This window comes from Streptomyces canus, from assembly GCF_041435015.1.
Classification (GTDB): Bacteria; Actinomycetota; Actinomycetes; order Streptomycetales; family Streptomycetaceae; genus Streptomyces; species Streptomyces canus_G.
In genome coordinates, this window is record NZ_CP107989.1 from 8359144 (window position 1) to 8383588 (window position 24445).

The following is a 24445-nucleotide window of genomic DNA, read 5'->3' on the forward strand; positions in this document are numbered from 1 at the left end:
GACGCGTGGTTCGGGGCCCGCTTGAGTCTGAATACATCCTCAAATCCGGGGCAATATGTCAGGAATGTCCGACCTGGCGGAGGCTGACCAGGACTTTTCCGCTGTTCTCGCTGACTCTGGCGGACTTGCCCGCTAGTCTCCGACGCAGAGTGAACGGGCAAGCGTGTTGCTCGTGGCTCCCCAGGTGTGGGGCGACTAGGTTCCTCACCGGTCCGTATCCGACAAGATCGACATCCGAGGTGACGTAGGCGTGGCTCTTCCGCCCCTTACCCCTGAACAGCGCGCAGCCGCGCTCGAAAAGGCCGCCGCGGCTCGCCGGGAGCGGGCCGAGGTCAAGAATCGACTCAAGCACTCCGGCGCCTCCCTTCACGAGGTCATCAAGCAGGGCCAGGAGAACGACGTCATCGGCAAGATGAAGGTCTCCGCCCTGCTGGAGTCCCTGCCGGGCGTGGGCAAGGTCCGCGCCAAGCAGATCATGGAGCGACTCGGCATCTCCGAGAGCCGTCGTGTACGCGGCCTCGGCTCCAACCAGATCGCTTCGCTGGAGCGTGAGTTCGGCAGCACCGGTTCCTGAACCGGGTCACTCCGGGAAGGGAGTCCCGGGCACTCCGGGATTGCTGGAATAATCGCTGCATGAGTGAACGTCCGCGGCTGACCGTGCTCTCCGGCCCCTCAGGGGTCGGCAAGAGCACGGTCGTCGCCCATATGCGCAAGGAACACCCCGAGGTCTGGCTCTCGGTGTCGGCGACGACCCGCAAGCCTCGCCCCGGCGAAAAGCACGGTGTCCAGTACTTCTTCGTCACCGACGAGGAGATGGACAAGCTGATCGCCAACGGTGAGCTGCTGGAGTGGGCGGAGTTCGCCGGCAACCGCTACGGCACGCCGCGTGCGGCCGTGCTGGAGCGGCTGGAGGCGGGTGAGCCCGTCCTGCTGGAGATCGACCTCCAGGGCGCCCGGCAGGTCCGTGAGTCCATGACGGACGCCCAGTTGGTGTTCCTGGCTCCTCCCTCCTGGGAGGAGCTGGTGCGCAGACTCACCGGACGTGGCACCGAGCCGCCCGAGGTGATCGAACGCCGCCTGGAGGCGGCGAAGGTCGAACTGGCGGCTGAACCCGAGTTCGATGTGAACTTGGTCAACACCTCCGTCGAGGACGTGGCGCGCGAGCTGCTAGCCTTGATGGATGTGGTGTGATCCCGCCTGCTCATTGAGGCTTGCTCCATCGCACTGAATCTTTCCCATCCATCGGAAGGTAGAGCGTGTCCTCTTCCATCTCCGCGCCCGAGGGCATCATCAACCCGCCGATCGACGAGCTCCTCGAGGCCACGGACTCGAAGTACAGCCTCGTGATCTACGCGGCCAAGCGGGCCCGCCAGATCAACGCGTACTACTCGCAGCTCGGTGAGGGCCTGCTTGAGTACGTCGGTCCGCTGGTGGACACCCATGTCCACGAGAAGCCGCTCTCGATCGCCCTGCGCGAGATCAACGCGGGTCTGCTGACGTCCGAGGCCGTCGAGGGCCCGGCGCAGTAGTAGTACTTTCAGCTTTTCGCTGACTTATCCACAGGCCCGGCAGCGCGACTGCCGGGCCTGTGGTGTGTGATGGACCCGTACATCGCAGTCGTACGTTGCCGAGCGGGGAGAGACGGGGAGAGACGGTGGACAAGCCGAAGGTCGTGCTGGGGGTCAGTGGCGGCATCGCCGCGTACAAGGCCTGTGAGCTGCTGAGAAGGCTCACGGAGTCCGGCCACGACGTCCGCGTCGTCCCCACCGCCTCCGCACTGCACTTCGTGGGCGCCGCCACCTGGTCCGCCCTTTCCGGCAAGCCGGTCTCGACCGAGGTCTGGGACGACGTCCACGAGGTCCCGCACGTCCGTATCGGGCAGCACGCCGACCTGGTGGTCGTGGCCCCGGCGACCGCGGACACCCTCGCCAGGGCGGCGCACGGCCTGGCGGACGACCTCCTCACCAACACCCTGCTGACGGCCCGCTGCCCGGTTGTCTTCGCGCCCGCCATGCACACCGAGATGTGGGAGCACCCGGCCACTCAGGAGAACGTGCAGACACTGCGCCGTCGCGGCGCGATCGTGATCGAGCCGGCCGTCGGTCGGCTGACCGGCGTCGACACCGGCAAGGGCCGGCTGCCGGAACCCGCCGAGATCTTCGAGGTCTGCCGCCGGGTGCTCGCCCGGGGCGTCACCGAGCCCGACCTCAAGGGCCGGCACGTGGTCGTGAGCGCCGGCGGCACCCGCGAGCCGCTCGACCCCGTCCGGTTCCTCGGTAACCGCTCCTCAGGCAAGCAGGGCTACGCCCTCGCCCGCACCGCGGCCGCGCGCGGCGCCCGGGTCACCCTGATCGCGGCGAACACCGGCATGCCGGACCCGGCGGGCGTGGACGTGGTCCCCGTGGGGACGGCCGTGCAGCTGCGCGAGGCGGTCCTGAAGGCGGCGGCCGACGCCGACGCGGTCGTCATGGCGGCGGCGGTCGCGGACTTCCGCCCGCAGACGTACGCGGCCGGAAAGATCAAGAAGAAGGACGGTCAGGACCCCGAGCCGATCGTCCTGGTGCGTAATCCGGACATCCTCGCCGAGATCTCGGCCGAGCGCGCCCGCCCCGGCCAGGTGATAGTCGGCTTCGCCGCCGAGACCGACGACGTCCTGGCCAACGGTCGTACGAAACTGCGCCGCAAGGGCTGCGACCTCCTCGTCGTCAACGAGGTGGGGGAGCGCAAGACCTTCGGGTCGGAGGAGAACGAGGCAGTGGTGCTGGGCGCCGACGGCAGTGAGACCCCGGTACCGCACGGCCCGAAGGAGTTCCTGGCCGAAACCGTGTGGGACCTGGTGGCACAGCGCCTCACGTGAATGTTTCCTTCGCTTCTCGGTCACCACAAACCTCTGCCACAGTGGCGTGGCGCCCCTGGCCAAGCCCGCTCGTCATTGGGCACAATGCCCGTGCCGCAGGTCACAGCACTCCCGAGTGGCGAGACGGGGGAGCCGGTGGCCGAGCACGACCGATAAACTGTTCTCGGACGATGCCGGGCGCAGCCCCCGAGCCCGTCCGCCAATGATCAGCCAGCAGCCGCTGCAACCCCAGGGAGCGTTGTGTCCCGTCGTCTGTTCACCTCGGAGTCCGTGACCGAGGGCCACCCCGACAAGATCGCTGACCAGATCAGTGACACCATCCTCGACGCGCTCCTCAAGGAGGACCCGACGTCCCGGGTCGCGGTCGAGACCCTGATCACGACCGGTCTGGTGCATGTGGCCGGTGAGGTCACCACCAAGACCTACGCGCCGATCGCCCAGCTGGTGCGCGACAAGATCCTGGAGATCGGTTACGACTCCTCGAAGAAGGGCTTCGACGGCGCCTCCTGCGGTGTCTCGGTGTCGATCGGCGCGCAGTCCCCGGACATCGCGCAGGGCGTCGACACGGCGTACGAGAACCGGGTCGAGGGCGACGAGGACGAGCTCGACCGCCAGGGCGCGGGCGACCAGGGTCTGATGTTCGGCTACGCGACGGACGAGACGCCGACCCTGATGCCGCTGCCGATCTTCCTGGCGCACCGCCTGGCCAAGCGCCTGTCCGAGGTCCGCAAGAACGGCACCATCCCCTACCTGCGCCCCGACGGCAAGACGCAGGTCACCATCGAGTACGACGGTGACAAGGCCGTCCGTCTCGACACGGTCGTCGTCTCCTCGCAGCATGCGTCCGACATCGACCTGGACTCCCTGCTCGCACCGGACATCCGCGAGTTCGTCGTCGAGCCGGAGCTGAAGGCGCTGCTGGACGACGGCATCAAGCTGGACACGGAGAACTACCGCCTCCTGGTCAACCCCACCGGGCGCTTCGAGATCGGCGGTCCGATGGGTGACGCCGGCCTGACCGGCCGCAAGATCATCATCGACACGTACGGCGGCATGGCGCGTCACGGCGGTGGTGCCTTCTCCGGCAAGGACCCGTCCAAGGTCGACCGCTCGGCCGCGTACGCCATGCGCTGGGTCGCCAAGAACGTGGTCGCCGCGGGGCTGGCGTCCCGGTGTGAGGTCCAGGTGGCCTACGCCATCGGCAAGGCCGAGCCCGTGGGCCTGTTCGTGGAGACCTTCGGCACCGCGACGATCGACACCGACAAGATCGAGAAGGCGATCGACGAGGTCTTCGACCTGCGTCCGGCCGCCATCATCCGCGACCTGGACCTGCTGCGCCCGATCTACTCCCTGACGGCGGCGTACGGCCACTTCGGCCGCGAGCTGCCCGAGTTCACGTGGGAGAAGACGGACCGCGTGGAGGAGCTGAAGAAGGCCGCAGGCCTGTAAGTGCATAGGTAAGCCCCCAGCGGTTTGCCGCGAGGCCCGGTGTCCCCTTGGGGTGCCGGGCCTCGGTGCGTCGCCGGCTGGACGAGCGCGGGCCCGTGCCGGACGGGTTCTTCGGGTTCGGGCGGCGTCGGTTGTCAGTGGGGTTTGGTAAAAATGCAAGCGTGAGCAGCGAGAACGGGTCCGTGGACGGTGGCGCCGAAGGAGCGCAGCCCGAGCAGCTTGCCTTGATTCGGGAGAGTGTGCGGAAGGCCAAGGTGCCGCGGGCCAAGCCGCGGACGTGGCGGGGGGCCGCGTTGGCCAGGGAGTTGCCGGTCGCGCGGGTGCTGGTGGACAAGGGGGTGCTGCACCTTGACCGGTACTTCGACTACGCCGTGCCCGAGGAGCTCGACGCGGACGCGCAGCCGGGGGTGCGGGTGCGGGTGCGGTTCGGGGCCGGGCGTGGGCGGGTCCGGGACGGGCGGCGTGAGGGCGGGGGGCTCATCGACGGGTTTCTGGTCGAGCGGCTTGCCGAGTCGGACTACTCCGGGCCGCTGGCGGCACTTGCTCAGGTCGTCTCGCCGGAGCCGGTGCTCAGTGAGGAGCTCCTGGGGCTCGCTCGGGCCGTCGCCGACCGGTATGCGGGGAGCCTCGCGGATGTGCTGCAGCTTGCCGTCCCGCCGCGTAGCGCTCGCGCCGAGCAGCGGCCTTCGCCCGAGCCGTTGCCGCCGCCCGCGGCGCCCGAGGTGGGGTCCTGGGGGCGGTACGAGCGGGGGGACGCGTTTCTGGAGTCGCTGGCCTCGGGGGGTGCACCGCGCGCGGTGTGGAACGCCCTGCCCGGGCCGGAGTGGTGTGAGGAGCTGGCGCGGGCCGTTGCCGCGACCTTGGCTTCGGATCGGGGGGCGCTGGTCGTCGTGCCGGACGGGCGGGCCGTCGCGCGGGTCGACGCCGCGCTGACCTCGGTACTGGGAGAGGGGCGGCATGCGGTCCTGACCGCCGACGCCGGGCCCGAGAAGCGGTACCGGGAGTGGCTGGCCGTGCGGCGGGGGGCCGTGCGCGCCGTGGTCGGGACGCGAGCCGCCATGTTCGCACCGGTGCGCGATCTGGGGCTCGTCGCGCTCTGGGACGACGGCGACGACAGTCACAGTGAGCCGCATGCTCCGCAGCCGCATGCGCGTGAGGTGCTGCTGTTGCGGGCCGCGCAGGACAAGTGCGGCTTTCTGCTGGGGAGTTGGAGCTGCACGGTGGAGGCAGCGCAGCTTGTGGAGAGCGGTTGGGCGCGGCCGCTCGTCGCCTCGCGGGAGCAGGTACGGGCCGTCGCTCCGCTGGTGCGGACCGTGGGGGACCAGGATCTCGCGCGGGACGAGGCGGCTCGGGCGGCCCGGCTGCCGACGCTCGCCTGGCAGGCCGTCAGGGAGGGCTTGCGGCACGGACCGGTGCTGGTGCAGGTGCCGCGGCGGGGGTACGTGCCACGGATGGCCTGCGCCAACTGCCGGGAGCCCGCGCGGTGTCGGCACTGTGCCGGGCCGTTGGAGGGTCAGGAGTCCGGGGCGGCGCTGCGGTGCGGGTGGTGTGGGCGCGAGGAGGCGGCCTGGCACTGTCCGGAGTGCGGGGGCTTCCGGTTGCGGGCGCAGGTGGTGGGGGCGCGGCGTACCGCGGAGGAGTTGGGACGGGCGTTTCCGGCTGTTCCGGTGCGGACGTCCGGGCGTGAACATGTGCTGGACACCGTGCCGGGGGCGCCGGCGCTCGTGGTGAGCACGCCGGGGGCGGAGCCCGTCGCCGAGGGCGGGTATGCGGCCGCGCTGTTGCTGGACGGGTGGGCCATGCTCGGGCGTCCGGACCTGCGGGCCGGGGAGGATGCGCTACGGCGGTGGATCGGGGCGTCGGCGCTGGTGCGGGCGCAGGAGGCCGGGGGCACGGTGGTGGTGGTTGCCGAGCCCACGCTGCGGCCTGTGCAGGCGTTGGTGCGCTGGGACCCCGTGGGGCATGCGGTCCGGGAGTTGGGGGAGCGGGCCGAGTTGGGGTTTCCGCCGGTGTCGCGGATGGCCGCGGTGTCGGGGACGGCGGAGGCGCTTGCCGAGTTTCTGGCGGCCGTGGAACTGCCTGGTGAGGCTGAGGTGTTGGGGCCTGTGCCGTTGCCGGTGACGGTGGCGGGGGGGCCTCGGAGGGTGGGGGCGCCACCGGTGGGGGAGCGGTGGGAGCGGGTGCTTGTGCGGGTGCCGCCGGGACGGGGGGCGGCTTTGGCGTCTTCCCTGAAGTCGGCGCAGGCCACGCGGATGGCTCGGGGCGGGAGTGGCGGTGAGGGAGCGGTGTGGGTGCGGATTGATCCGCCTGACATCGGGTGACGTTCGGGGGGCGGGTGCGAGAGGCGGGCTGTACGACCTGGGCGTGGGGGCAGGGGTCCGCGAACGTGGCCGCGGCCGCGAAGCCGCGGCGATCTGGGATGGCTGCGGGGCCTGCGTAGGTCGGGGGGTGTGAGGTGGGCCGTACGACCTGGGTGCGGGGACAGCGAGTCCAAGCGATCGTGTGGTTGCAGGCGGTCGCATCTGGCCGCATGGCCGCGGGGCCGCGGGGCGCGCGGAGGTCGGGGGCGTGAGGACATGCGTCTGCCCTCCCGGTCGTGGGGTGGGAGGGCAGAGAGGGGGGAGTGGGTCAGCCGTTGCGCGGGCCGGGGAAGGCGGTGGGGCGTGCCTCGTCACGGAGGGTGGGGCTGCCCGCGGTGGGTTGGGTCGGCATGGAGCGGGCCGCGGGAACGGTCGGAACCGCAGGCACCGAGGGGATGCCGGTGTTGACGCTGACCGTGCGGGCCCCCGACGTCTCCGTGGCCCGCTCGGCCTCGGCTGTCGCCTGGGCCGCGGCGCGGCGGGCGCCGTAACGACGGTGGACCGCCTGCTTGGTGACGCCGAGGGCGGAACCCACCGCGTCCCACGAGAAGCCGAGCGAGCGGTCGAAGTCGACCGCGGCCGTCACCAGGGTCTCGACGCTGTCCCGCAGTTCCTGCGCGAGACGGACCGTGGGGGCGGGGGCGCGTCCGTAGACGACGAAGCCCGTGGAGGGGCCGGAGCGGCGCGGGCGGTAGACGTTGCCCAACTGGGCGGTCAGGGTGCGCAGTGCGTCCACCTGCCGGCGGACCCGCTCGATGTCCCGCACCAGCAAGTGCAGGCTGGCCCGAGCCTGGGCGTCGTGGGTTGCGTGGTCGGCCATGAACAAGCCTCTCGAACCGGCGTTGAAAAGGATGGGGCCGCGATCGCGGCCCGTTGTGGTCAACTCTTTCTTGACCAACGCGTTTACGCTCCGCTGGTCACGCATTGGGGGCGTACCGGCATATGCGCGCGCCGGGGGTGGGGGGTTCGCGCCTTGATCGGGAACACGGCCCTCGCCCGTGGGGGTCCCTCTCCGGCCGTGCGGCTGTCGGAGCTCGCCATAGACTTGTGTGTTGCTCGTCGTCACCCGTCCGAGTCACCCGTCCGAGAGGCCCTGCCCACCCATGAAGCTCGTCTTCGCCGGTACCCCCGAGGTCGCCGTTCCCGCTCTGGACGCTCTCATCGCCTCCGGGCGGCATGAGGTCGCCGCCGTCGTCACCCGGCCGGACGCGCCGGCCGGGCGGGGGCGCAGGCTGGTCGCGAGCCCGGTCGCGGAGCGGGCGGAGGAGGCGGGGATCGAGGTACTGAAGCCCGTCAAGCCGCGTGATCCGGAGTTCCTCGAGCGGCTTCGTGAGATCGCCCCGGACTGCTGCCCCGTGGTCGCCTACGGCGCCCTTCTGCCCCGCGTCGCCCTCGACATCCCCGCCCACGGCTGGGTCAACCTGCACTTCTCGCTGCTGCCCGCCTGGCGTGGGGCCGCTCCTGTGCAGCACTCCATCATGGCGGGGGACGAGATCACGGGTGCTTCGACCTTCCTCATCGAGGAGGGGCTCGACTCCGGGCCCGTCTACGGCACCGTCACCGAGGAGATCCGGCACACCGACACCAGCGGTGACCTGCTGACCCGGCTCGCCTTCGCCGGTGCCGGGCTGCTCTCCGCGACCATGGACAGTATCGCCGACGGCACGCTGAAGGCGGTACCGCAGCCTGCGGAGGGCGTCACCGTCGCCCCGAAGATCACCGTCGAGGACGCGCGGGTCGACTGGGCCGCGCCTGCCGTGCGGGTGGACCGGGTCGTGCGGGGGTGCCACCCCTCGCCCGGTGCCTGGACGACCTTCCGCGGCGAGCGGCTCAAGCTCATCCAGGTCCGGCCGGTTCCCGACCGGACGGATCTCGCCCCCGGGGCGCTCGCCGTCGGCAAGAACAGCGTCCACGTCGGTACCGGGTCGTACGGCGTCGAGTTGCTGTGGGTGCAGGCACAGGGGAAGAAGCCGATGAAGGCCGCGGACTGGGCGAGGGGCGTCAGGATCTCGGACGGGGAGACCGTCGGCGGGTGACGCGACAGCGACAGCGTGGGCGGGTCGCCGACGGTGGCCGGTCAGCCTGGTCGGCGACGGTGGGCCGCAGGGCGCCTGTCTCCCACACGGGCCTGTTGTGCCGGACCAGGCCGCGACGCGGGTCAGGACGGCGAGCGTGAGGGCGGCCTGATGCCGGAAGGCGTGCCTGCCGGCCGGGTCGCGTCGGCCGTTGGCGTGCCGGGGTCGTCGCTCCGCCGTGCGGCGGTGGTCGGTGGATCGGGTGGGTGGTTGCGTCGGTGGCCGGTGGCCGGTGGCGTGGTCGTTGGCGTGCCTGTGTCCTGGGCAGGTCGTGCGGGCAGAAGGCCTGAATCGGGGTTGGTCGCGTCCCTGTCGGCGTGCCCGGATCGAGGCTCTGTCGCGCGGCGGTGGTCGGTGGATCGGGTGGGTGGTTGCGTCGGTGGCCGGTGGCCTGGGTCCTTGCGGGCAGGAGGCTGGAGTCGGGGCTGGTGGCGTCGGTCGTCGGAGTGCCGGGGCCGGCTTCCGTCGTGCGGTGGTGGTCGGTGGGATCGGGCGCGAGCCAGGCTCCGGTATGTGTCGTCTCGCCTTGGGATCACCCGGCGCGGGATCGGGCGCGAGCCAGGCTCCGGTATGTGACGTCCCGCCTCGGGATCACCCGGGCCCTCGAAGGGCGACGTCGCCTCCCGCGGACGTACGCTTGGGGCGTCACCAGAACTTGAATCCGGAGCACCTTTTTCGTGAGCGACCAGCCCCGTCGGCCCCACAAAACCGGCAAGCCCTACCGTCGGCCTCAGAAGGACCCCGTCCGCATCCTCGCCTTCGAGGCGCTGCGGGCCGTGGACGAGCGGGACGCGTACGCCAACCTCGTCCTGCCGCCGCTGTTGCGGAAGGCGCGGGAAAAGGGCGGCTTCGAGGCGCGGGACGCGGCGCTCGCCACCGAGCTCGTGTACGGGACACTGCGCCGGCAGGGGACGTACGACGCGATCATCGCCGAGTGTGTCGACCGGCCGCTGCGCGAGGTCGATCCGCCGGTGCTCGACGTGCTGAGCCTCGGGGCGCATCAGCTGCTCGGGACGCGCATCCCGACGCACGCCGCCGTGTCCGCCTCCGTCGAGCTCGCGCGGGTCGTACTCGGGGACGGCCGCGCCAAGTTCGTCAACGCCGTGCTGCGGAAGGTCGCGCAGAACGACCTCCCCGGGTGGATCGCCAAAGTGGCGCCGCCCTACGAGGACGATCCCGAGGACCATCTCGCCGTCGTCCACTCCCACCCCCGCTGGGTCGTCTCCGCGCTGTGGGACTCCCTCGGCGGAGGGCGGGCCGGCATCGAGCGGCTGCTGGAGGCCGACAACGAGCGGCCCGAGGTGACCCTCGTCGCCCGGCCGGGGCGGTCCACCGCCGAGGAACTGCTCCGCGAGGAGTCCGCCGTGGCAGGGCGTTGGTCGCCGTATGCCGTACGGCTGTCGGAAGGCGGTGAGCCCGGTGCCGTCGACGCCGTACGGGAAGGCCGGGCCGGGGTGCAGGACGAGGGGAGCCAGCTCGTCGCGCTGGCCCTCGCGAACGCGCCTGTCGAGGGCCGGGACGAGAAGTGGCTCGACGGGTGTGCGGGGCCCGGCGGCAAGGCCGCGCTGCTCGCCGCACTGGCCGCCGAGCGGGGGGCCATGCTGCTCGCCTCCGAGAAGCAGCCGCACCGGGCCGGACTCGTCGCCAAGGCGCTCGCCGGGAATCCCGGGCCGTACCAGGTCATCGCCGCGGACGGGACCCGGCCGCCGTGGCAGCCGGGGAGTTTCGACCGGGTGCTGATGGATGTGCCGTGCACAGGGCTCGGGGCGCTGCGGCGGCGGCCGGAGGCGCGGTGGCGGCGCCGGCCCGAGGACCTGGAGGGGTTCGGGCCGTTGCAGCGGGGGTTGTTGAGCACCGCACTGGATTCCGTCCGGGTGGGCGGAGTCGTCGGATACGCGACCTGTTCGCCTCATCTCGCGGAGACGAGGGCCGTTGTCGAGGACGTGCTCAAGCAGTGGCCGGCCGCCGAGCTAGTCGATGCGAGGCCGTTGTTCCCCGGAGTGCCGGAGCTGGGGGAGGGGCCGGATGTGCAGTTGTGGCCGCATGTGCACGGTACCGATGCGATGTATCTGGCGGTCATCCGTAGGACAGGGTGATCTAGTCGTGGGTCCGCGGCGCCGTCGTGGCTGGTCGCCCGGCTCCCCGCGCCTCTGGGTCGGTCGGCTCACCGTTGGCCAGTTTGCTGGGCCACCACACCTTCTCGCCCACGTCCAGGAACAGGGACGTGACCAGCACCGACCGCACGATGAACGTGTCCAGCAGGACGCCCAGCGCCACCGTGAAGCCGATCTCCGCGAAGGCGACCATCGGCAGGGTGCCGAGAGCGGCGAAGGTGCCGGCCAGGACCAGGCCGGCGGAGGTGATGACGGCGCCGGTCGCGGCCAGACCCGTGATCACGCCCGCGCGGGTGCCTCCGTGGGCCGCCTCCTCGCGGATGCGGGTGGTCAGGAAGATGTTGTAGTCGATGCCGAGGGCCACCAGGAAGACGAAGACGAACAGCGGGAAGTCCGTGGTCTCGCCCGCGTAGTCGAACACGTGGCGGAAGGCCAGGGCGCTGATGCCCAGGGCCGCCGCGAAGGACAGGATCACCGTCCCGACCAGCAGCAACGGGGCGATCAGGGCGCGCAGCAGGCCGCACAGGATCAGCAGGACGACCGCGAGCACCAGCGGGATGATCAGGATGTTGTCGTGCGTGGTCGCCTTGTCCATGTCCAGCAGGGCGGCCGTACCGCCGCCGACCCGGGCGTCGGCGTCCGGGACCGCGTGGACGGCGTCCCGGACCCGCTCCACCGTCTGTTTCGCGGCCTCGCTGTCGGCCGGGGCGGTCATCGTCGCCTCGAAGAGGACCTTGCCTTCGTGTGACGGTTTGGTGCCCGGTGGCAGGCCGAGGGACGTGGGCACGACTCCCCGTGTTCCGGCGACCGCCTCGCCGACCTGTCGTGCCTGGGCCTGGTTGCTGACGACGACCAGGGGATCGCCGCTGCCCGCCGCGAAGTACTTCGCGGAGACCTGCTGGCCGACGATGGAGTCCGGTTTCCCGGTGAACGCGTCCGCGTTGCTGATGCCTTCGGCGCGCAGCTGGATCAGGCCGAGCGAGCAGATCACGAGGGCCGCTGCCGTGGCGCTCCAGACCATCCGGGGGCGGAGGGCCATACGGCGGCCGGCGCGGGCCCAGAGGCCGGTCTCGATGCGGTCGGGGTCGCCGAAGCGCGGGATGGTCGGCCAGAAGATCCAGCGGCCGAAGATCACCAGCAGGGCCGGGAACAGGGTCGTCATCGCCAGCAGGGCGACCGCGACACCGATCGCGGCGACCGGACCGAGGCCCCGGGTCGAGTTCATCTCGGCGGTCAGCAGGACCAGCATGCTCAGGACGACGGTCGCGCCGGAGGCGAGCACTGCCGGGCCCGCCCGGTGCAGGGCGCGGACCATCGCCTCGTGGCGGTCCTCGTGGTGGTGCAGTTCCTCCCGGTAGCGGGCGACCAGCAGCAGGGCATAGTCGGTCCCCGCCCCGAAGACGAGCACGGTCAGAATGCCCGCGCTCTGGCCGTTGACGGTCAGTCCCGCGTGCGTGGCGAGCAGATAGATCAAGGCCTGCGCGGTGAACAGCGCGGCGACCACGGAGAGCAGCGGGACCAGAAGCAGGGTGGGGCTGCGAAAGGTGATGAGCAGCATGACGATGACGACGGCCATCGCCGACAGCAGCAGCGTCGAGTCGATGCCCTCGAAGGCCTTGGAGAAGTCCGCGGACGTGCCGCCGGGGCCGGTGATGTGCACGGCGAGGCCGTCGCCGCCCTTGCCCACGATGTCACGGAGGGAGTCGACCGCGGGCGCGATCTCCTTCCAGCCCTTCTCGTCCATGGTGACCGGGACGAGGATCTGGGCCGCGCGCGGGTCGCTTGGCCGGTCGTAGATCGGGCCCCGGGTCTCCGAGCCGCGGACGCCGTGTGCCGTCAGCTGCTTGATCTCGGCCGTGTCCTTGGCGATCGAGGCGCGCTCCTGCGGCGTGAGGCCGCTCTCGCGCGCGTAGACGACGACCGCGGGGATCTGTTCCGGCCTGAAGTCCTCGGAGAGCTGGAGGACCTGGGTCGACTCCGCGGAGCCGGGCAGCCACGAGGCCGCGTCGTTGTCCTGGGCGTCGGTGAGCTTGGAGGCCAGGGGCGCCGTCAGGAACAGCACCACCAACCACAGTGCCAGCACCACCCACTTGGCACGCCGTCCGCAGACGAAGTGCGCGATGCCCCGATTCCCGGTCATGGCCACCCCCGGCGCCACCTGTCGAGCCGATCAGCCGCCCAGCATGACACGCACAGGTCGTTCACAACATCCGATGAACGGCTTAGGTCTGGACCGGCGCGCCCCTTCGCGCCCCGGCATGGGAGGCTTGGGGCATGGCCGCGCAGATCAATCCCAGCATCCTGTCCGCCGACTTCGCCCGCCTCGCGGACGAGGCGAAGGCGGTCGAGGGAGCCGACTGGCTCCACGTAGACGTCATGGACAACCATTTCGTCCCGAACCTCACGCTCGGTGTGCCGGTCGTAGAGTCTCTGGCCCGTGCGACGGACACCCCGCTGGACTGCCATCTGATGATCGAGGCCCCCGATCGCTGGGCGCCCCAGTACGTAGAGGCGGGGGCTTCCTCCGTCACCTTCCATGTGGAGGCTGCCGCCGCTCCGGTCCGGCTCGCCCGGGAGATCCGGGCCAAGGGCGCCCGCGCCTCCATGGCGCTGAAGCCCGCGACGCCCATCGAGCCGTACGAGGACCTGCTCCCCGAGCTCGACATGCTGCTGATCATGACGGTCGAGCCCGGTTTCGGGGGACAGGCCTTCCTCGACATCATGCTCCCCAAGATTCGCCGGACCCGCGAGTTGATCAGCAAGCACGGCCTTGAGCTGTGGCTCCAGGTCGACGGTGGCGTCTCGGCCTCCACCATCGAGCGCTGCGCGGACGCGGGCGCCGATGTCTTCGTCGCCGGGTCCGCGGTGTACGGGGCGTCCGACCCGGCCGAGGCGGTACGTGTATTGCGCAACCAGGCGGAGGGGGCGACCGCTAAGGCTTCGTGGGCGTGCGACCACTGAGCCAAGGGAACGTGAACGGCTTCGATCAGGGCTGATCAAGTGCGCCGGATCTGCAAGGATGAACGGCGAATCCAGAGTGTGAACAGCAGTGAGGAGATCGCCGTGTCGGGTATGTCGGCTGGCCGGTCAGCCATGCGGATGGGACCCGCTGAGCTGGTGCAGGCGGCGGCCATGGCCCGCCGCTTCTACCTCGAGGGCAAGTCCAAGATCCAGATCGCGGAGGAGTTCGGCGTCAGCCGCTTCAAGGTGGCCCGGGTCCTGGAGACCGCCCTCGAACGGGATCTCGTACGCATCGAGATCCGCGTGCCGGCCGAGCTGGACGCCGAGCGCTCCGACGCGCTCCGCGCCCGGTACGGCCTCAGGCACGCCGTCGTGGTGGAGTCCCCGGCCGAGGCCCAGGACTCGCCGGACCCCGAGAACCTGGGAGAAGTGGCCGCCGACCTGCTCGGCGAACTGGTCGACGAGGGCGACATCCTGGGCCTGGCCTGGGGTCGTTCCACCATCCACATGGCGGCCGCCCTCGACCGGCTGCCACCGTGCACGGTGGTGCAGTTGACCGGTGTGTACGACGCCGGGACCGCCGAGCGCGGTTCGGTGGAGGCGGTGCGGCGGGCCGCCCAGGTGTCCGGCGGGGACGCCCACCCCATCTACGCGCCGATGCTGCTGCCGGACGCGGCCACCGCGGCCGCGTTGCGCAACCAGACCGGGATCGCCCGGGCCTTCGAGTACTTCGACAAGGTCACGGTCGCCTGTGTCTCCATCGGCTCCTGGGAGCCGGGCATCTCGACGGTGCACGACATGCTCAGCGACGAGGAGCGCGGCCACTACGCCTCGCTCGGCGTCGCCGCCGAGATGTCCGCGCACCTCTTCGACTCCGAAGGGCGCCGGGTCGGGCGGGACCTGGGCGAGCGGTGCATCACCGTCAAGGCCGACCAGCTCCGCCGTATCCCCGAGGTCGTCGCGATCGCCGGGGGACAGCGCAAGGCGGCCGCGATCGACGCGGTGCTGCGGTCCGGACTCGTCACCAGCCTGGTGACGGACACCTCCGCCGCGGACTACCTGATGACGGCGGGGACGACCCCGAAGCCGGCACTCAACAGGGCGGACCCGGACGGGCCCTGACGGAAGGCCATGAGGGACGGCCGCGGCAGCATCGAGCGCATGCTGCTGCGGTTCGTCTCCCGAATGCTTCTGTGTCTGCTCGTCCTGACGGGGTGTTCGGCCACCGGCACCGAGCCGTCGACGGGCGGCGGCCTGGCCACCGTCCAGGAGTCGAAGCTCCCGGCCGAGGCCCGGCAGACCCTCGAACTCATCGACAGGGGCGGGCCGTTCCCGTACGCCAAGGACGGCTCGGTCTTCGGGAACTTCGAGCGACTGCTGCCCGCGCGCCAGCGCGGTTACTACCACGAGTAGCTGCCTCTGACTGTCTCTGACTGCCTCGCGTCCTCATATGCGCAGATCGGATGGGTGTGTCAGGGGTGCCTGAAGGTGTGGGGTCGATTCAGGGTCGAAGTGGCTGCCCGGTAAACGGCAATTCTCTGGAAGGCTGGGGAATCTCATCCTGAGAGTTGGCGATCGGTGAGCCAGGACCGGCTCCGCCTTGAGCTGAACCCGGCGTACAGCCCGACTCGTCTGCCGCCAGGCGCTCCTGACCAGTGAAAGCACCGGCCAAGGGCCCTTTTTGCCGTACTAGGGGCTTGTTCGGATCCCGTTCCGCACCGGGTCAAACCGGACCGCGCGGCTACGTAAATAGCCACGAGAGTAACCGTGCATAGGGGGCCGGAGGTTGGCGGCTGCGCGGCCTGACCTGGTGCCGGCGCCGCTGCCCTCCGAGACGGCGACGATGTAGAGCCTAGGTGGGCAGCAATGCTGCTCAGCCCCAGGACGCCACTGGTGTGAACGAAATGTCCTGCCGGACTGCTCCGGCACGTCGTTCAGCACCGTTGTAGAGGTCGTTGCCGCGGCGCAGGGTGACGCTCTGATGGTCTCGGGCCAGCCGATCCCATACCCAAGGGGTCCCGGCCGGCGTGTTTCTGTCAGCTGGGCCTTGGACGCCGTACGGATGCCGGGCGACGCCCTACGACGGCACCGAGTCACCGGACCGGTCACCCGCCGTTGCACCAGGCCCTGTGCCGTTGCACAGGCCCCGTGCTTGCGGCGCCCCACTCGACCTTGCGGCGCTCCACTCGACGCGGTGCCCCCGCCGGGCCTACCTTCGAGGTCCTTCGTCCTTCCCGTGCAGGGGGACCCATGCGGTCACACAGACCAACGCCGTGGGCGGCAGCGCGGTTGCTGATGTCCGTACGGCTGCTGCTCGCATGGGGTCCCATCCTTCCGGGACATCCATGGCCCGACAACGGACTGTACCTGTGGGTGTGCAAGGGGGAGGGGGCTGCCGGTGGGCGGAGTTCCTGCCGATCGAACCCTCCGACTACTTCCACGAATTCGCGCTGCGTCGGGCGGCTACACCAGGACGGGCAGCGATACGAGCCCGCGGACGAGACGCGTGTGGCGCCACTCCAACCGGTCGGCTGGTCCCGCGAGACGGATTCCGGGAAACCGGCTCAGTACCGCCCGCAGGGCGATCTCCGCCTCGGCCTTGGCCAGGGGAGCGCCGACGCAGCGGTGGATGCCGTGGCCGAAGCTGAGGTGGGCGGTGGCGTCCCGGTCCAGGTCGAGCAGGTCCGGTGACGGGAAGCGGGCCGGGTCGCGGTTGGCGGCTCCGAGGGCGATCAGTACCGGGGCGCCGGCCGGGATGTCGGTACCGCCGAGCGTGACGGGTTTTGTGGTGAACCGGAAGGTGGCGGTACTGACGGGGGAGTCCCATCGAAGCAACTCGTCGAGTACGGCCGGGACATCGTCCGGATTCTTCCGGAGGCGATCCAGCTCGGCGGAGCGCTGGAGCAATGCGAGGGTGGCGTTGCCGAGGAAGTTGGTGGTGGTCTCGTGCCCGGCCACGAGCAGCAGTACCGCCAGGGAGACCAGTTCCTCTTCGCTGAGATGGTCGCCTCCGTCGCGAGCCGAGATGAGTCCGTCGAGGAGGGAGTTGCCGGGGTTCAGGCGCTTGGCGGCGATGAGGGTCGTCATGTAGTCGGCCAGGGAATGCGAGGCCGCGTCGATGGAGTCGGGGTTGCCTGCCGCGAACAGCTCTCCGGACCAGCGCCGGACGTCGGGTCGGTCTCCCGCAGGCACTCCGAGCAGTTCGCAGATCACGATGACCGGCAGCGGCACCGCCAGGCCGGCCACGAAGTCGAACCGTTCGCCGACGGGCCACTGATCCAGCAACTCGTCGGTGACGCGGGCGATGAACGGGCGCAGCTGCGCGACGGCTCCGTTCGTGAATGCCTTGGTCACCAGCTTGCGCAGCCGGGTGTGCTGGGGTGGATCGGTGGCCAGCATGGTGTGTGCCACCGCCGGGTGCAGCCGACGCCGTGGCTCCTTGCCCGCGAAGAACGCGGCCGTGTCCTTCGAGAGCCGAGCGTCGCCGAGGGCATCCCGGGCTTCCGCGTAGCCGGTGACCACGTAGCTGGGGTGACTACCGGACCCGGTGGGCAGGGGCTGCACGGGGCAACTGGACCGCATGGCCGCGTAGGTGGGGTAGGGGTCCTGGAGGAAGCGGGGGTCTTGGCTCAGGTCGGTCATGCTTTCAGGCTGCAGCCCGCTCCGGCTGGTCGTCATCCCCGACACGCCCAACACAGGGCCCGCAGGCGTCGGTTGGCCGGTTGCCAGGAGGAGCAGGAGCCGCTTCGTGTCCGCGCGGACGTCCTGGTGGGAGACGGCCTTCGCCGACGGCAGGACGACCTCGTCGGCGAACCGGCCGGTCTTCGAGGCGGGCGGCGCTGCCTTCACAACCACCGCTTCGACCGCCGTGGCTCCTTGCTCCGTTCCAGCGCCGAACGCGGCCTGGGCCATCTCCCGCACCCGGACCGGTACGGCCGAAGGACGAGGACCAACCGGTCCAGATTCACGCGGAGATGAGTCCCGTCATCCGCGGAGTGGGGCGCATCAGCTGCACGACGCTCGCCCGCCGGTACCTTCCGCGCATGGGCGTTGCCCTCGTCCCCTGCACCGCACAGGACTTCATCAACGCCATAGCAGCGTAAGTCTTCACGCCGATCGTCCCTGCGCCGATACGCTGTGACGACCATGCAGGTGCCTTCAGTTCGCCGGTGAGGAACTCCAGGCCGACGTCGCTCGCCTTCAGCTCCTCGGCGAGCATGGCAAGTTCGATGCCGCGGCCGGGCTGCTTGTGCTCGTGGACGACGAGGGTCACGGCGACGCCGGAGGAGCGAATCTCCCAGGCGAGCTTCACAGCACCTTCCGGTTCGGGGCGTCGGGTGGCGCGGGTGGAGACTTCTCCGAAAAGACGCGGGTCACCCCAGCCTTGGCGAGGGAGTCGAGCTGCGCGTCCAGGGACTGCCGGGCGGTCGAGGCACGGGGCGTATCCGAGGCGGACGTGCCCGACCGGCTCGGCGCCGGCGTTCGCGGGCCGGGGCAGCTCGGCCCATACCGACCCCGCCTTGCGTACGGCGGGGGTCCGCACACTGAGCGCCTTGGAGAGTTGGGGCACGAGGCGGAAGCGCGCGGTGTGGTACTCGATGGCCACTCTGCCCTTCCCGGTCCGGCATGGGGAGCCCGCCGGGGTGGCGCAGGTGGACATCGGGCAGTCGTGGGATTCCACGCGCTTGCAGTCGTCGCTCACGACCCCAAACTGTTTTATGAGGGTGTTTCACGAGCGACCACCTAGAAAAGTGGGACTGGCCAATGGGATAGGCAGGCAGCCCCTCCGAAAGCCCTCCACAGACCACAGAAGATGTCAGGCGGCGAACACTTGGGAGTCGTCGGCGAACGCCTTGAATTCCAGGGCGTTGCCGGCCGGGTCGAGCAGGAACATCGTCCATTGCTCGCCGGTTTCGCCTGCGAAGCGCACGTAGGGCTCGATGACGAATTCGGTGTCCGCGGCGCGCAGCCGGTCGGCGAGCCGGTGGAAGGCGTCGATGGTCAGGATCAGCCCGAAGTGCGGTACGGGGACGTCGTGGCCGTCGACCGGGTTGTGTATCTGTCCGGTACGGGCAGGGGCGAGGTGGGTGACGAACTGGTGGCCGTGCAGATTCCAGTCCACCCAGGTGTCGGCGCTACGGCCCTGCTCCAGGCCGAGCGTCTCGCCGTAGAAGCGGCGGGCGGCGTCCAGGTCGTCGACCGGGACAGCGAGGTGGAAGCGGGGGATGGGGGAGGTGAGAACGGACATGGGTCTGGGGTTCCTTCCTTGCGGCGAGGAGTGCCTGGTCCTTACCAGCTCTGGCGGGTGGGGGAAATGATCAGGTCGTTGACAGTGACGTCGGCGGGCTGGGCGAGGGCGTAGACGACGGCGTTGGCGACGCTTTGCGGGCTGATGGCGATGGCGTTCAGTTCCTGGGCCGCCGTTCGTCCGGCGGGGTCGGTGACCTTGTCGGCCCAGCCGGTGTCGATGACGCCGGGGCTGATCGTGGAGGCCTTGATGCCTTCGCGGACGCCGAGTTCCCTGCGCATGGACTCGGTCATGGCCCGGACGAAGAACTTGGTGGAGCTGTAGACACCGGCGCCGTCTCCGACCTGGTGGCCGGCGACCGAGTCCATGTTGAGGATGTGGCCGGCCTTCTGGCGAAGCATGACCGGAAGGACGGCGTGGACGCCGTTGAGGTAGCCGCGGATGTTCACGTCGATCATCCGGTTCCAGTCGTCCATCGCGCCGTCCTTCCAGAAGGAGAACAGCATCAGGCCGGCGTTGTTGACCAGGACGTCGATCCGGCCGAACCGTTCGACAGCGAAGTCGGCCAGTGCCTGCATGTCCACGACGTCGGCGGCGTCGGCGACGTCGGCGAGCCTGGCGACGGCGGTGCCGCCGGTCATGTTGATGTCGGCGACCAGTTGGTCGAGGGTTTCCTGGCCGCGGGCGGCGGCGACGATCTTGGCGCCGCGGGCTGAGAGGGCCTTGGCGCTGACGGCGCCGATGCCGGAGGAGGCGCCGGTGATGACGACGACCTTGTCCTGCAGGTGGTTCATGGGGATCTCTCAGTGCGGTGGTTCAGCGCGCCTTCCCTGGTGAGGGCAGCGTGGCGGAGGCTGTAAGGGGGTGTCAGCGCTTGCGGCGCTCGACGACGTAGGCGTACTGGTCGGGCCAGGTCGGCTCGGCGTCGAGCGTGAGCGCGGCGTGCTGTGGCCAGTAGGGGTTGCGCAGGAGTTCACGGCCGAGGAGGACGGCGTCGGCCTGCCCGCTGGTGAGGATGTCCTCGGCCTGCTGCGGCTCGGTGATGATGCCGACGGCGCCGGTGGGGATACCGGTGGCCTGGCGGGCCTGGGTGGCGAAGGGCACCTGGTAGTTGGGCCCGGCGACGATCTTGGCGTCGGGGACCATGCCGCCGGTGGACACGTCGAGCAGGTCGACGCCGTGGGCTTGGAGTTCCTTGGCGAGGCGGACGGTGTCGTCCCCGGTCCAGCCCTCGCGTTCGTCCTCGGGATTCTCGGTCAGCCAGTCGGTGGCCGAGGTGCGGAAGAAGACCGGCAGATCCTCGGGCCACACCGCGCGGACGGCGTCGACGACCTCCAGGGCGAAGCGGAGGCGGTTCTCGAAGCTGCCGCCGTAGGCGTCGGTGCGGTGGTTGGACGCCGGGGAGAGGAAGGAGTTGATCAGGAAGCCGTGGGCGCCGTGCACCTCGACCACCTGGAAGCCGGCGGCCAACGCGCGCCGCGCGGAGTCCGCGAAGTCCCGGACAAGCTGCTGGATCTCCTCCACGGTCAGTTCATGAGGAACAGCCAGTCCGCCGAACGCGATGGCGCTGGGCGCGACGGGCTGCCAGCCGCCCTCGGCCTCGGGCACGTACCGGTCGGAGAGCCAGGGCTTGTCCATCGACGTCTTGCGGCCGGCGTGCGCGAGCTGGATGGCCGGGACGGCGCCGTGCGCCTTGACGGCCTCGGCGATGCGGGTGAACGCCTCCTGCTGGCGGTCGTTCCACAGGCCCAGGTCCCAGGGGCTGATGCGCCCGTCGGGCCGCACGCCGGTGGCCTCGGCCATGACCAGGCCCGCACCGCCCGCGGCGCGGGAGGCCAGGTGGGTGAGGTGGAAGTCGGTCGGCACACCGGTGTCCGGGCCTTGGGCGGCGGCGGAGTACATGCACATCGGGGACATCCACACCCGGTTGGGTATCCGAAGCGAACGCAGGGTGAAGGGGGTGAACAGGCTACTCATGCAGGTGGTGCTTCTTTCGTGGTCGGTGATCACCGGACGGGCCGGCTGCCGTCCGGTGTCAGGCGATGATCGTGTGGAGGCCTGCGCCAGCGGGGCGTAGGCCGCTTCGGGGCCTCGCCCAGGACGCCGTGGAGATGCGGGGGCGCGGGCAGGAGGGCCGGGTTCAGGCGAGGCGGGTGACCGCGTCTGCGACGGGGGTGTCGCCGGAGGTCAGCTCGACGATGACGCGGCTGAGGGCGGGCTCGTGCAGGGCGGCGTCGATGAACGCGGCGACGTCGTCGCGGTGTACGTCGCCGTACTCGACGGCGGGCCCGGCGGCGACCCGCCCGGTACCCGGTCCGTCCAGCAGCGTGCCGGGGCGGACGATCAGCCAGTCCAGACCGGTGCGGGTGAGATGGACGTCGGCACTCTTCTTGACCCTGACGTAGTGCTCGAAGCCTTCGGACGCTCCAGCGCCGCGCAGGGCGTCGGGGAACACGGAGACGAGGACGAAGCGCGGGACTCCGGCGGCCTCGGCCGCAGCGGCTGCCTTCTCCAGGCCTTTGCCGTCGATGAGCGTGGTCTTGTCCATGCCGGTTCCGTGGGCGCCGGCCGAGAACACCACTGCGTCGTGCCCGGCAAGCTTGCCTGCGAGCTCTTCCACGGAGTCGGCGATCAGGTCGCCGGTCACCGGCGTCGCGCCGTTCGCGCGGATCGTGTCGGCCTGGGCCGGGCTGCGGTGCATGCCGGTCACCTCGTCGCCGCGCTCGGACAGCAGGGCGGCGAGCCTGCTGCCGACACCTCCGGCGGCACCTATCTGGAACACCTTCATGGGAATCGCCTCTCTCCTTGCCGGGCCATCGGCCACCCCCGTTGTCCTAATGTTGACATTGCGACAACGGGGGAATGTTAACATCACGACATGGAGAAGAGTCAACCCACAGGAGATCGCGTGGTGGCCCCCGCCCGCCGCCGCGGACTGGCCGACGAGGTCGCCGACCGGATCCGGGAGGCGATCTTCAGCGGTGCATACGCCCCCGGAGCACCGCTGCGAGAGGTCGAACTCTCCGGCGCACTGCAGGTCAGCAGGGGACCGGTGCGTGAGGCTCTGCGCGTGCTGGAGCGCGAGGGGCTCGTGCACTGCGCCTGGCACCGCGGCACCGTGGTCACGACGCTGTCCGCCGAGGATGTCGCCGAGCTCGACAGCCTGCGCGGCGCGCTTGAGGACCTCGCCGTCCAGCAGGCCATCGCGTACGCCTCCGAGGAGGACCTCGCCGGCATCGAGAAGGCAGCCGACGTAATGGACCGCACGACGGACCCGCATGCCATGGTCCGTCTGGACATCGCCTTCCACGACGCCGTGTTCGCCGCCACCGGCCACCAGCGTCTCGCCGCGGCCTGGGAGACCATCCGCTGCCAGGTCCACCTGTTCCTGCTGACCCGCATCGGCCTCAGCACCGAGGGCTACCTCGACTGCATCCCCCAGGAACACCACGCACTGGCCGCCGCCCTGCGCACCCGCGACCCCCAGGCCGCACTCCCCCTCTTCGCCGTCCACCGCCGCCACGCCATGGACGTCGTGGCCGGCACGTCGAACCCCGCCTGACGACCGGTCCGCCCGCACCTGAGCACCGCCCAGCGCTGACGAAGCCTGCTCGTCATCGCCCGCACCGGCACCCATGGACATGTGTGACGGCAATCGGTCGCAGGTGGCCACCGTGTCCTGCCGGCGCAGCTCGACCGGTCCGTCGCTTCAGCGCCTCACTCCCGAAAGCTGCCCGCGCTCGGCCGAGATCACCCAACGCAATGAAGCACTACTGGTCGTTACCCGCGTTTGTCGCCGGGCCGGCCGTTCGCCTGGAGAGCGGTCGCACGCTGGTCGAGCCTGCGCACCGCGATTGCCCCCCACTGAAGGTTCTCCCGTTCGAACGACATCCCGCGCAGCAGGGTGAGGTAGGGGCCGATGCGCTCGGCCTCGGCGAAGTAGGCCTCCTCGGAGCGCCCGTCGAGCAGGCGCTGCCGGAGCCGCTCATAGCGGGCCAGTTTGTCGGCTGCCCACTCCATACGCTCGGTGATGGCCTTGCGGACCGCATGGATGTCGCCCGCGTCCAGGCACTGCACCTTGACCATCAATTCGTCCCGGATCACCGCAGGCTTGCCCAAAGGCTCTGCCGTGTAGGCGTGTACGGCTTCACGCCCGGCCTCGGTCAGGGAGAACAGTCGCTTGTTGGGGCGGCGCTCCTGCTCGACGAGGCGGGCCGTGACCAGCCCTTCGGCCTCCATGCGTTCCAGCTCCCGGTAGAGCTGCTGGGGTGTCGACATCCAGAAGTTGGCGACCGTCGCGTCGAATCCCTTTGCAAGGTCGTAGCCGGACGCCTCGCCCTCGATCAGCGCGGCCATCACCGCGTTCCGCAATGCCATGGGTACACACTAGCAACCACCGAGACTAGTCAACTAGGTGACTAGAGATCGGCCCCGGAGTCTATGGACAGCGCGTTGGTATTCGCTCTATCCTCAAAGCGAATATTCAATTTGTTGAGTATGCGAGGTGGCTCATGCATCCGTTCCGCAAGGCCGTCGAGAGCGGTGACGTGGACGCCGTGGCCGGCTTGCTGGCCGACAACGTCGTCTTCACCAGCCCGATCGCCTTCAAGCCGTACTCGGGCAAGGCGATCACCGCCGCGGTCCTGCGTGGTGTCTTCCGCGTCTTTGAGGACTTCACCTACATCCGCGAGATCGCCGGTCCCGCCGGCCGCGACCATGTCCTCGTCTTCACCGCGACCGTCGCCGGCAAGAAGCTCCAGGGCTGCGATCTCCTGCACTTCGACGAGAAAGGCAGGATCGACGACTTCACTGTGATGGTGCGCCCGCTCTCCGCCGCCCAGGCGCTGGCCGAGGCCATGGGCGCCCAGTTCGAGCGGATCGCACGCGAGGCCGCCGAACAGTGACCACGAACGCGTTGCACCTCGGTGACACAGGGACCGCGGAACATGCCACACGCCTTTGATGCGGAACCTGGTGGAAACCCCCTGCCACGACATGGAACGCACCAGCCCGGCGGAGACCGAGAGAGGGACGCGCCTGTTCCACGCAGGTGGCGGCGGCCACTCGCGATCTGTGCAGGCACTTTGACCCTCCTGGCGTGCGTCACGGTCTCAGTCGCCGCGGCCCACCACCGGACGGGGCAGCCGCAGCCCTCGTCCTGCCTGCCCCAGCAGGCTGCAGACACCTACACGTCGACGCCGACCCCCCTGCGGAGCCCTCTCGGCACCCCCATGGCCGGCCCGTCCTGTGACGCGACGGCCCCCGACCACGCCCCGGCCCCCGAACCAGCACCCATGGCGGGCCCTTCGCCGAATTAGACGGATGCCTCAGCAAGGCCCACCCTCAGTTCGCAGCCAAGGGTCGCTTAACCCGGTGCTAGC

21 protein-coding genes and 2 pseudogenes are annotated in these 24445 nt (G+C 70.2%); 13 read left to right on the forward strand and 10 right to left on the reverse strand.

Translation table 11 applies throughout. The annotated features are described in order from the left end of the window. Window positions 1-250: 250 nt before the first annotated feature. The 6 genes from OG841_RS38190 to OG841_RS38215 all read left to right on the forward strand — a co-directional run bounded on the left by OG841_RS38190 (window position 251) and on the right by OG841_RS38215 (window position 6627). The gene (locus OG841_RS38190; protein ID WP_003977346.1) at window positions 251-574 is read left to right on the forward strand and encodes an integration host factor; all 324 of its coding nucleotides are present in this window, start codon (window positions 251-253) and stop codon (window positions 572-574) included. Window positions 575-633: 59 nt separating this feature from the next. Further along, window positions 634-1191, forward strand: coding sequence for a guanylate kinase (gmk, locus tag OG841_RS38195; protein WP_365119929.1), 558 nt, complete (start codon window positions 634-636; stop codon window positions 1189-1191). Between the two features lie 65 nt (window positions 1192-1256). Then, window positions 1257-1529: a DNA-directed RNA polymerase subunit omega gene (rpoZ, locus tag OG841_RS38200; protein WP_003988945.1), complete on the forward strand. Its 273-nt coding sequence runs from the start codon at window positions 1257-1259 to the stop codon at window positions 1527-1529. 125 nt (window positions 1530-1654) lie between these two features. Then, window positions 1655-2857, forward strand: a complete 1203-nt coding sequence (gene coaBC, locus OG841_RS38205) for a bifunctional phosphopantothenoylcysteine decarboxylase/phosphopantothenate--cysteine ligase CoaBC (protein ID WP_328637217.1) — start codon at window positions 1655-1657, stop codon at window positions 2855-2857. Window positions 2858-3097: 240 nt separating this feature from the next. Continuing rightward, entirely contained in the window at window positions 3098-4306 is a 1209-nt protein-coding gene (gene metK / locus OG841_RS38210) for a methionine adenosyltransferase (RefSeq protein WP_328637216.1), read from the forward strand. A 161-nt stretch (window positions 4307-4467) separates the two neighbouring features. Further along, a complete protein-coding gene (locus OG841_RS38215; protein ID WP_328637215.1) occupies window positions 4468-6627 on the forward strand; it encodes a primosomal protein N' in 2160 nt (719 codons plus the stop codon). Window positions 6628-6934: 307 nt separating this feature from the next. On the opposite strand, the gene OG841_RS38220 is transcribed toward OG841_RS38215, so the two are convergent. Continuing rightward, entirely contained in the window at window positions 6935-7486 is a 552-nt protein-coding gene (locus OG841_RS38220; protein ID WP_328637214.1) for a hypothetical protein, read from the reverse strand. A gap of 283 nt (window positions 7487-7769) precedes the next feature. On the opposite strand from OG841_RS38220, the gene fmt reads away from it, so the two are divergent. Together fmt and OG841_RS38230 are read left to right on the forward strand one after the other, a co-directional pair. Continuing rightward, on the forward strand, window positions 7770-8702 hold the full coding sequence (fmt, locus tag OG841_RS38225; protein ID WP_371568861.1) for a methionyl-tRNA formyltransferase: 933 nt from the start codon (window positions 7770-7772) through the stop codon (window positions 8700-8702). Window positions 8703-9418: 716 nt separating this feature from the next. Then, complete coding sequence (locus OG841_RS38230) at window positions 9419-10837, forward strand: RsmB/NOP family class I SAM-dependent RNA methyltransferase (RefSeq protein ID WP_328637212.1); 1419 nt, start codon at window positions 9419-9421, stop codon at window positions 10835-10837. 1 nt (window position 10838) lies between these two features. Here the strand turns inward: OG841_RS38230 and OG841_RS38235 are convergent, their stop codons facing one another. Beyond that, window positions 10839-12995, reverse strand: coding sequence for an MMPL family transporter (locus tag OG841_RS38235; protein WP_328637211.1), 2157 nt, complete (start codon window positions 12993-12995; stop codon window positions 10839-10841). Between the two features lie 134 nt (window positions 12996-13129). Between OG841_RS38235 and rpe the strand changes: the two genes are divergently transcribed. From rpe to OG841_RS38250, 3 genes and pseudogenes are all read left to right on the forward strand, one after another. After that, window positions 13130-13816: a ribulose-phosphate 3-epimerase gene (gene rpe / locus OG841_RS38240; RefSeq protein ID WP_062045012.1), complete on the forward strand. Its 687-nt coding sequence runs from the start codon at window positions 13130-13132 to the stop codon at window positions 13814-13816. A 78-nt stretch (window positions 13817-13894) separates the two neighbouring features. Further along, a complete protein-coding gene (locus OG841_RS38245; protein WP_326670328.1) occupies window positions 13895-14938 on the forward strand; it encodes a sugar-binding transcriptional regulator in 1044 nt (347 codons plus the stop codon). 39 nt (window positions 14939-14977) lie between these two features. Next, window positions 14978-15226, forward strand: a pseudogene (locus OG841_RS38250) (ribonuclease domain-containing protein); the annotation flags it as partial. A gap of 1053 nt (window positions 15227-16279) precedes the next feature. Here the strand turns inward: OG841_RS38250 and OG841_RS38255 are convergent. From OG841_RS38255 to OG841_RS38280, 7 genes and pseudogenes are all read right to left on the reverse strand, one after another. Continuing rightward, a complete protein-coding gene (locus tag OG841_RS38255) occupies window positions 16280-17458 on the reverse strand; it encodes a cytochrome P450 family protein (RefSeq protein ID WP_328637210.1) in 1179 nt (392 codons plus the stop codon). A gap of 322 nt (window positions 17459-17780) precedes the next feature. Further along, window positions 17781-18128 (reverse strand): hypothetical protein, encoded by a 348-nt coding sequence (locus OG841_RS38260; RefSeq protein WP_371568868.1) that lies wholly within the window; start codon window positions 18126-18128, stop codon window positions 17781-17783. A gap of 234 nt (window positions 18129-18362) precedes the next feature. Further along, window positions 18363-18518 (reverse strand): annotated as a pseudogene (locus OG841_RS48670) (zinc finger domain-containing protein); the annotation flags it as partial. 114 nt (window positions 18519-18632) lie between these two features. Next, complete coding sequence (locus OG841_RS38265) at window positions 18633-19064, reverse strand: VOC family protein (protein WP_371568870.1); 432 nt, start codon at window positions 19062-19064, stop codon at window positions 18633-18635. Window positions 19065-19105: 41 nt separating this feature from the next. Beyond that, the gene (locus tag OG841_RS38270) at window positions 19106-19858 is read right to left on the reverse strand and encodes an SDR family oxidoreductase (RefSeq protein WP_371568873.1); all 753 of its coding nucleotides are present in this window, start codon (window positions 19856-19858) and stop codon (window positions 19106-19108) included. Window positions 19859-19931: 73 nt separating this feature from the next. Then, entirely contained in the window at window positions 19932-21041 is a 1110-nt protein-coding gene (locus OG841_RS38275) for an NADH:flavin oxidoreductase/NADH oxidase (RefSeq protein ID WP_371568876.1), read from the reverse strand. Window positions 21042-21204: 163 nt separating this feature from the next. Next, window positions 21205-21852 carry an NAD(P)H-binding protein gene (locus tag OG841_RS38280; RefSeq protein ID WP_328637204.1) on the reverse strand — a complete coding sequence of 216 codons (648 nt, stop codon included), beginning with the start codon at window positions 21850-21852 and terminating at the stop codon, window positions 21205-21207. A 90-nt stretch (window positions 21853-21942) separates the two neighbouring features. Between OG841_RS38280 and OG841_RS38285 the strand changes: the two genes are divergently transcribed. Further along, window positions 21943-22626 (forward strand): GntR family transcriptional regulator, encoded by a 684-nt coding sequence (locus tag OG841_RS38285; protein WP_371568880.1) that lies wholly within the window; start codon window positions 21943-21945, stop codon window positions 22624-22626. A 218-nt stretch (window positions 22627-22844) separates the two neighbouring features. Here OG841_RS38285 and OG841_RS38290 read toward each other — a convergent pair whose 3' ends face one another. Then, window positions 22845-23441 (reverse strand): PadR family transcriptional regulator, encoded by a 597-nt coding sequence (locus OG841_RS38290; RefSeq protein ID WP_371568882.1) that lies wholly within the window; start codon window positions 23439-23441, stop codon window positions 22845-22847. A gap of 134 nt (window positions 23442-23575) precedes the next feature. On the opposite strand from OG841_RS38290, the gene OG841_RS38295 reads away from it, so the two are divergent. Beyond that, window positions 23576-23968 carry a nuclear transport factor 2 family protein gene (locus OG841_RS38295; protein WP_371568884.1) on the forward strand — a complete coding sequence of 131 codons (393 nt, stop codon included), beginning with the start codon at window positions 23576-23578 and terminating at the stop codon, window positions 23966-23968. The last annotated feature ends 477 nt before the right edge of the window (window positions 23969-24445 follow it).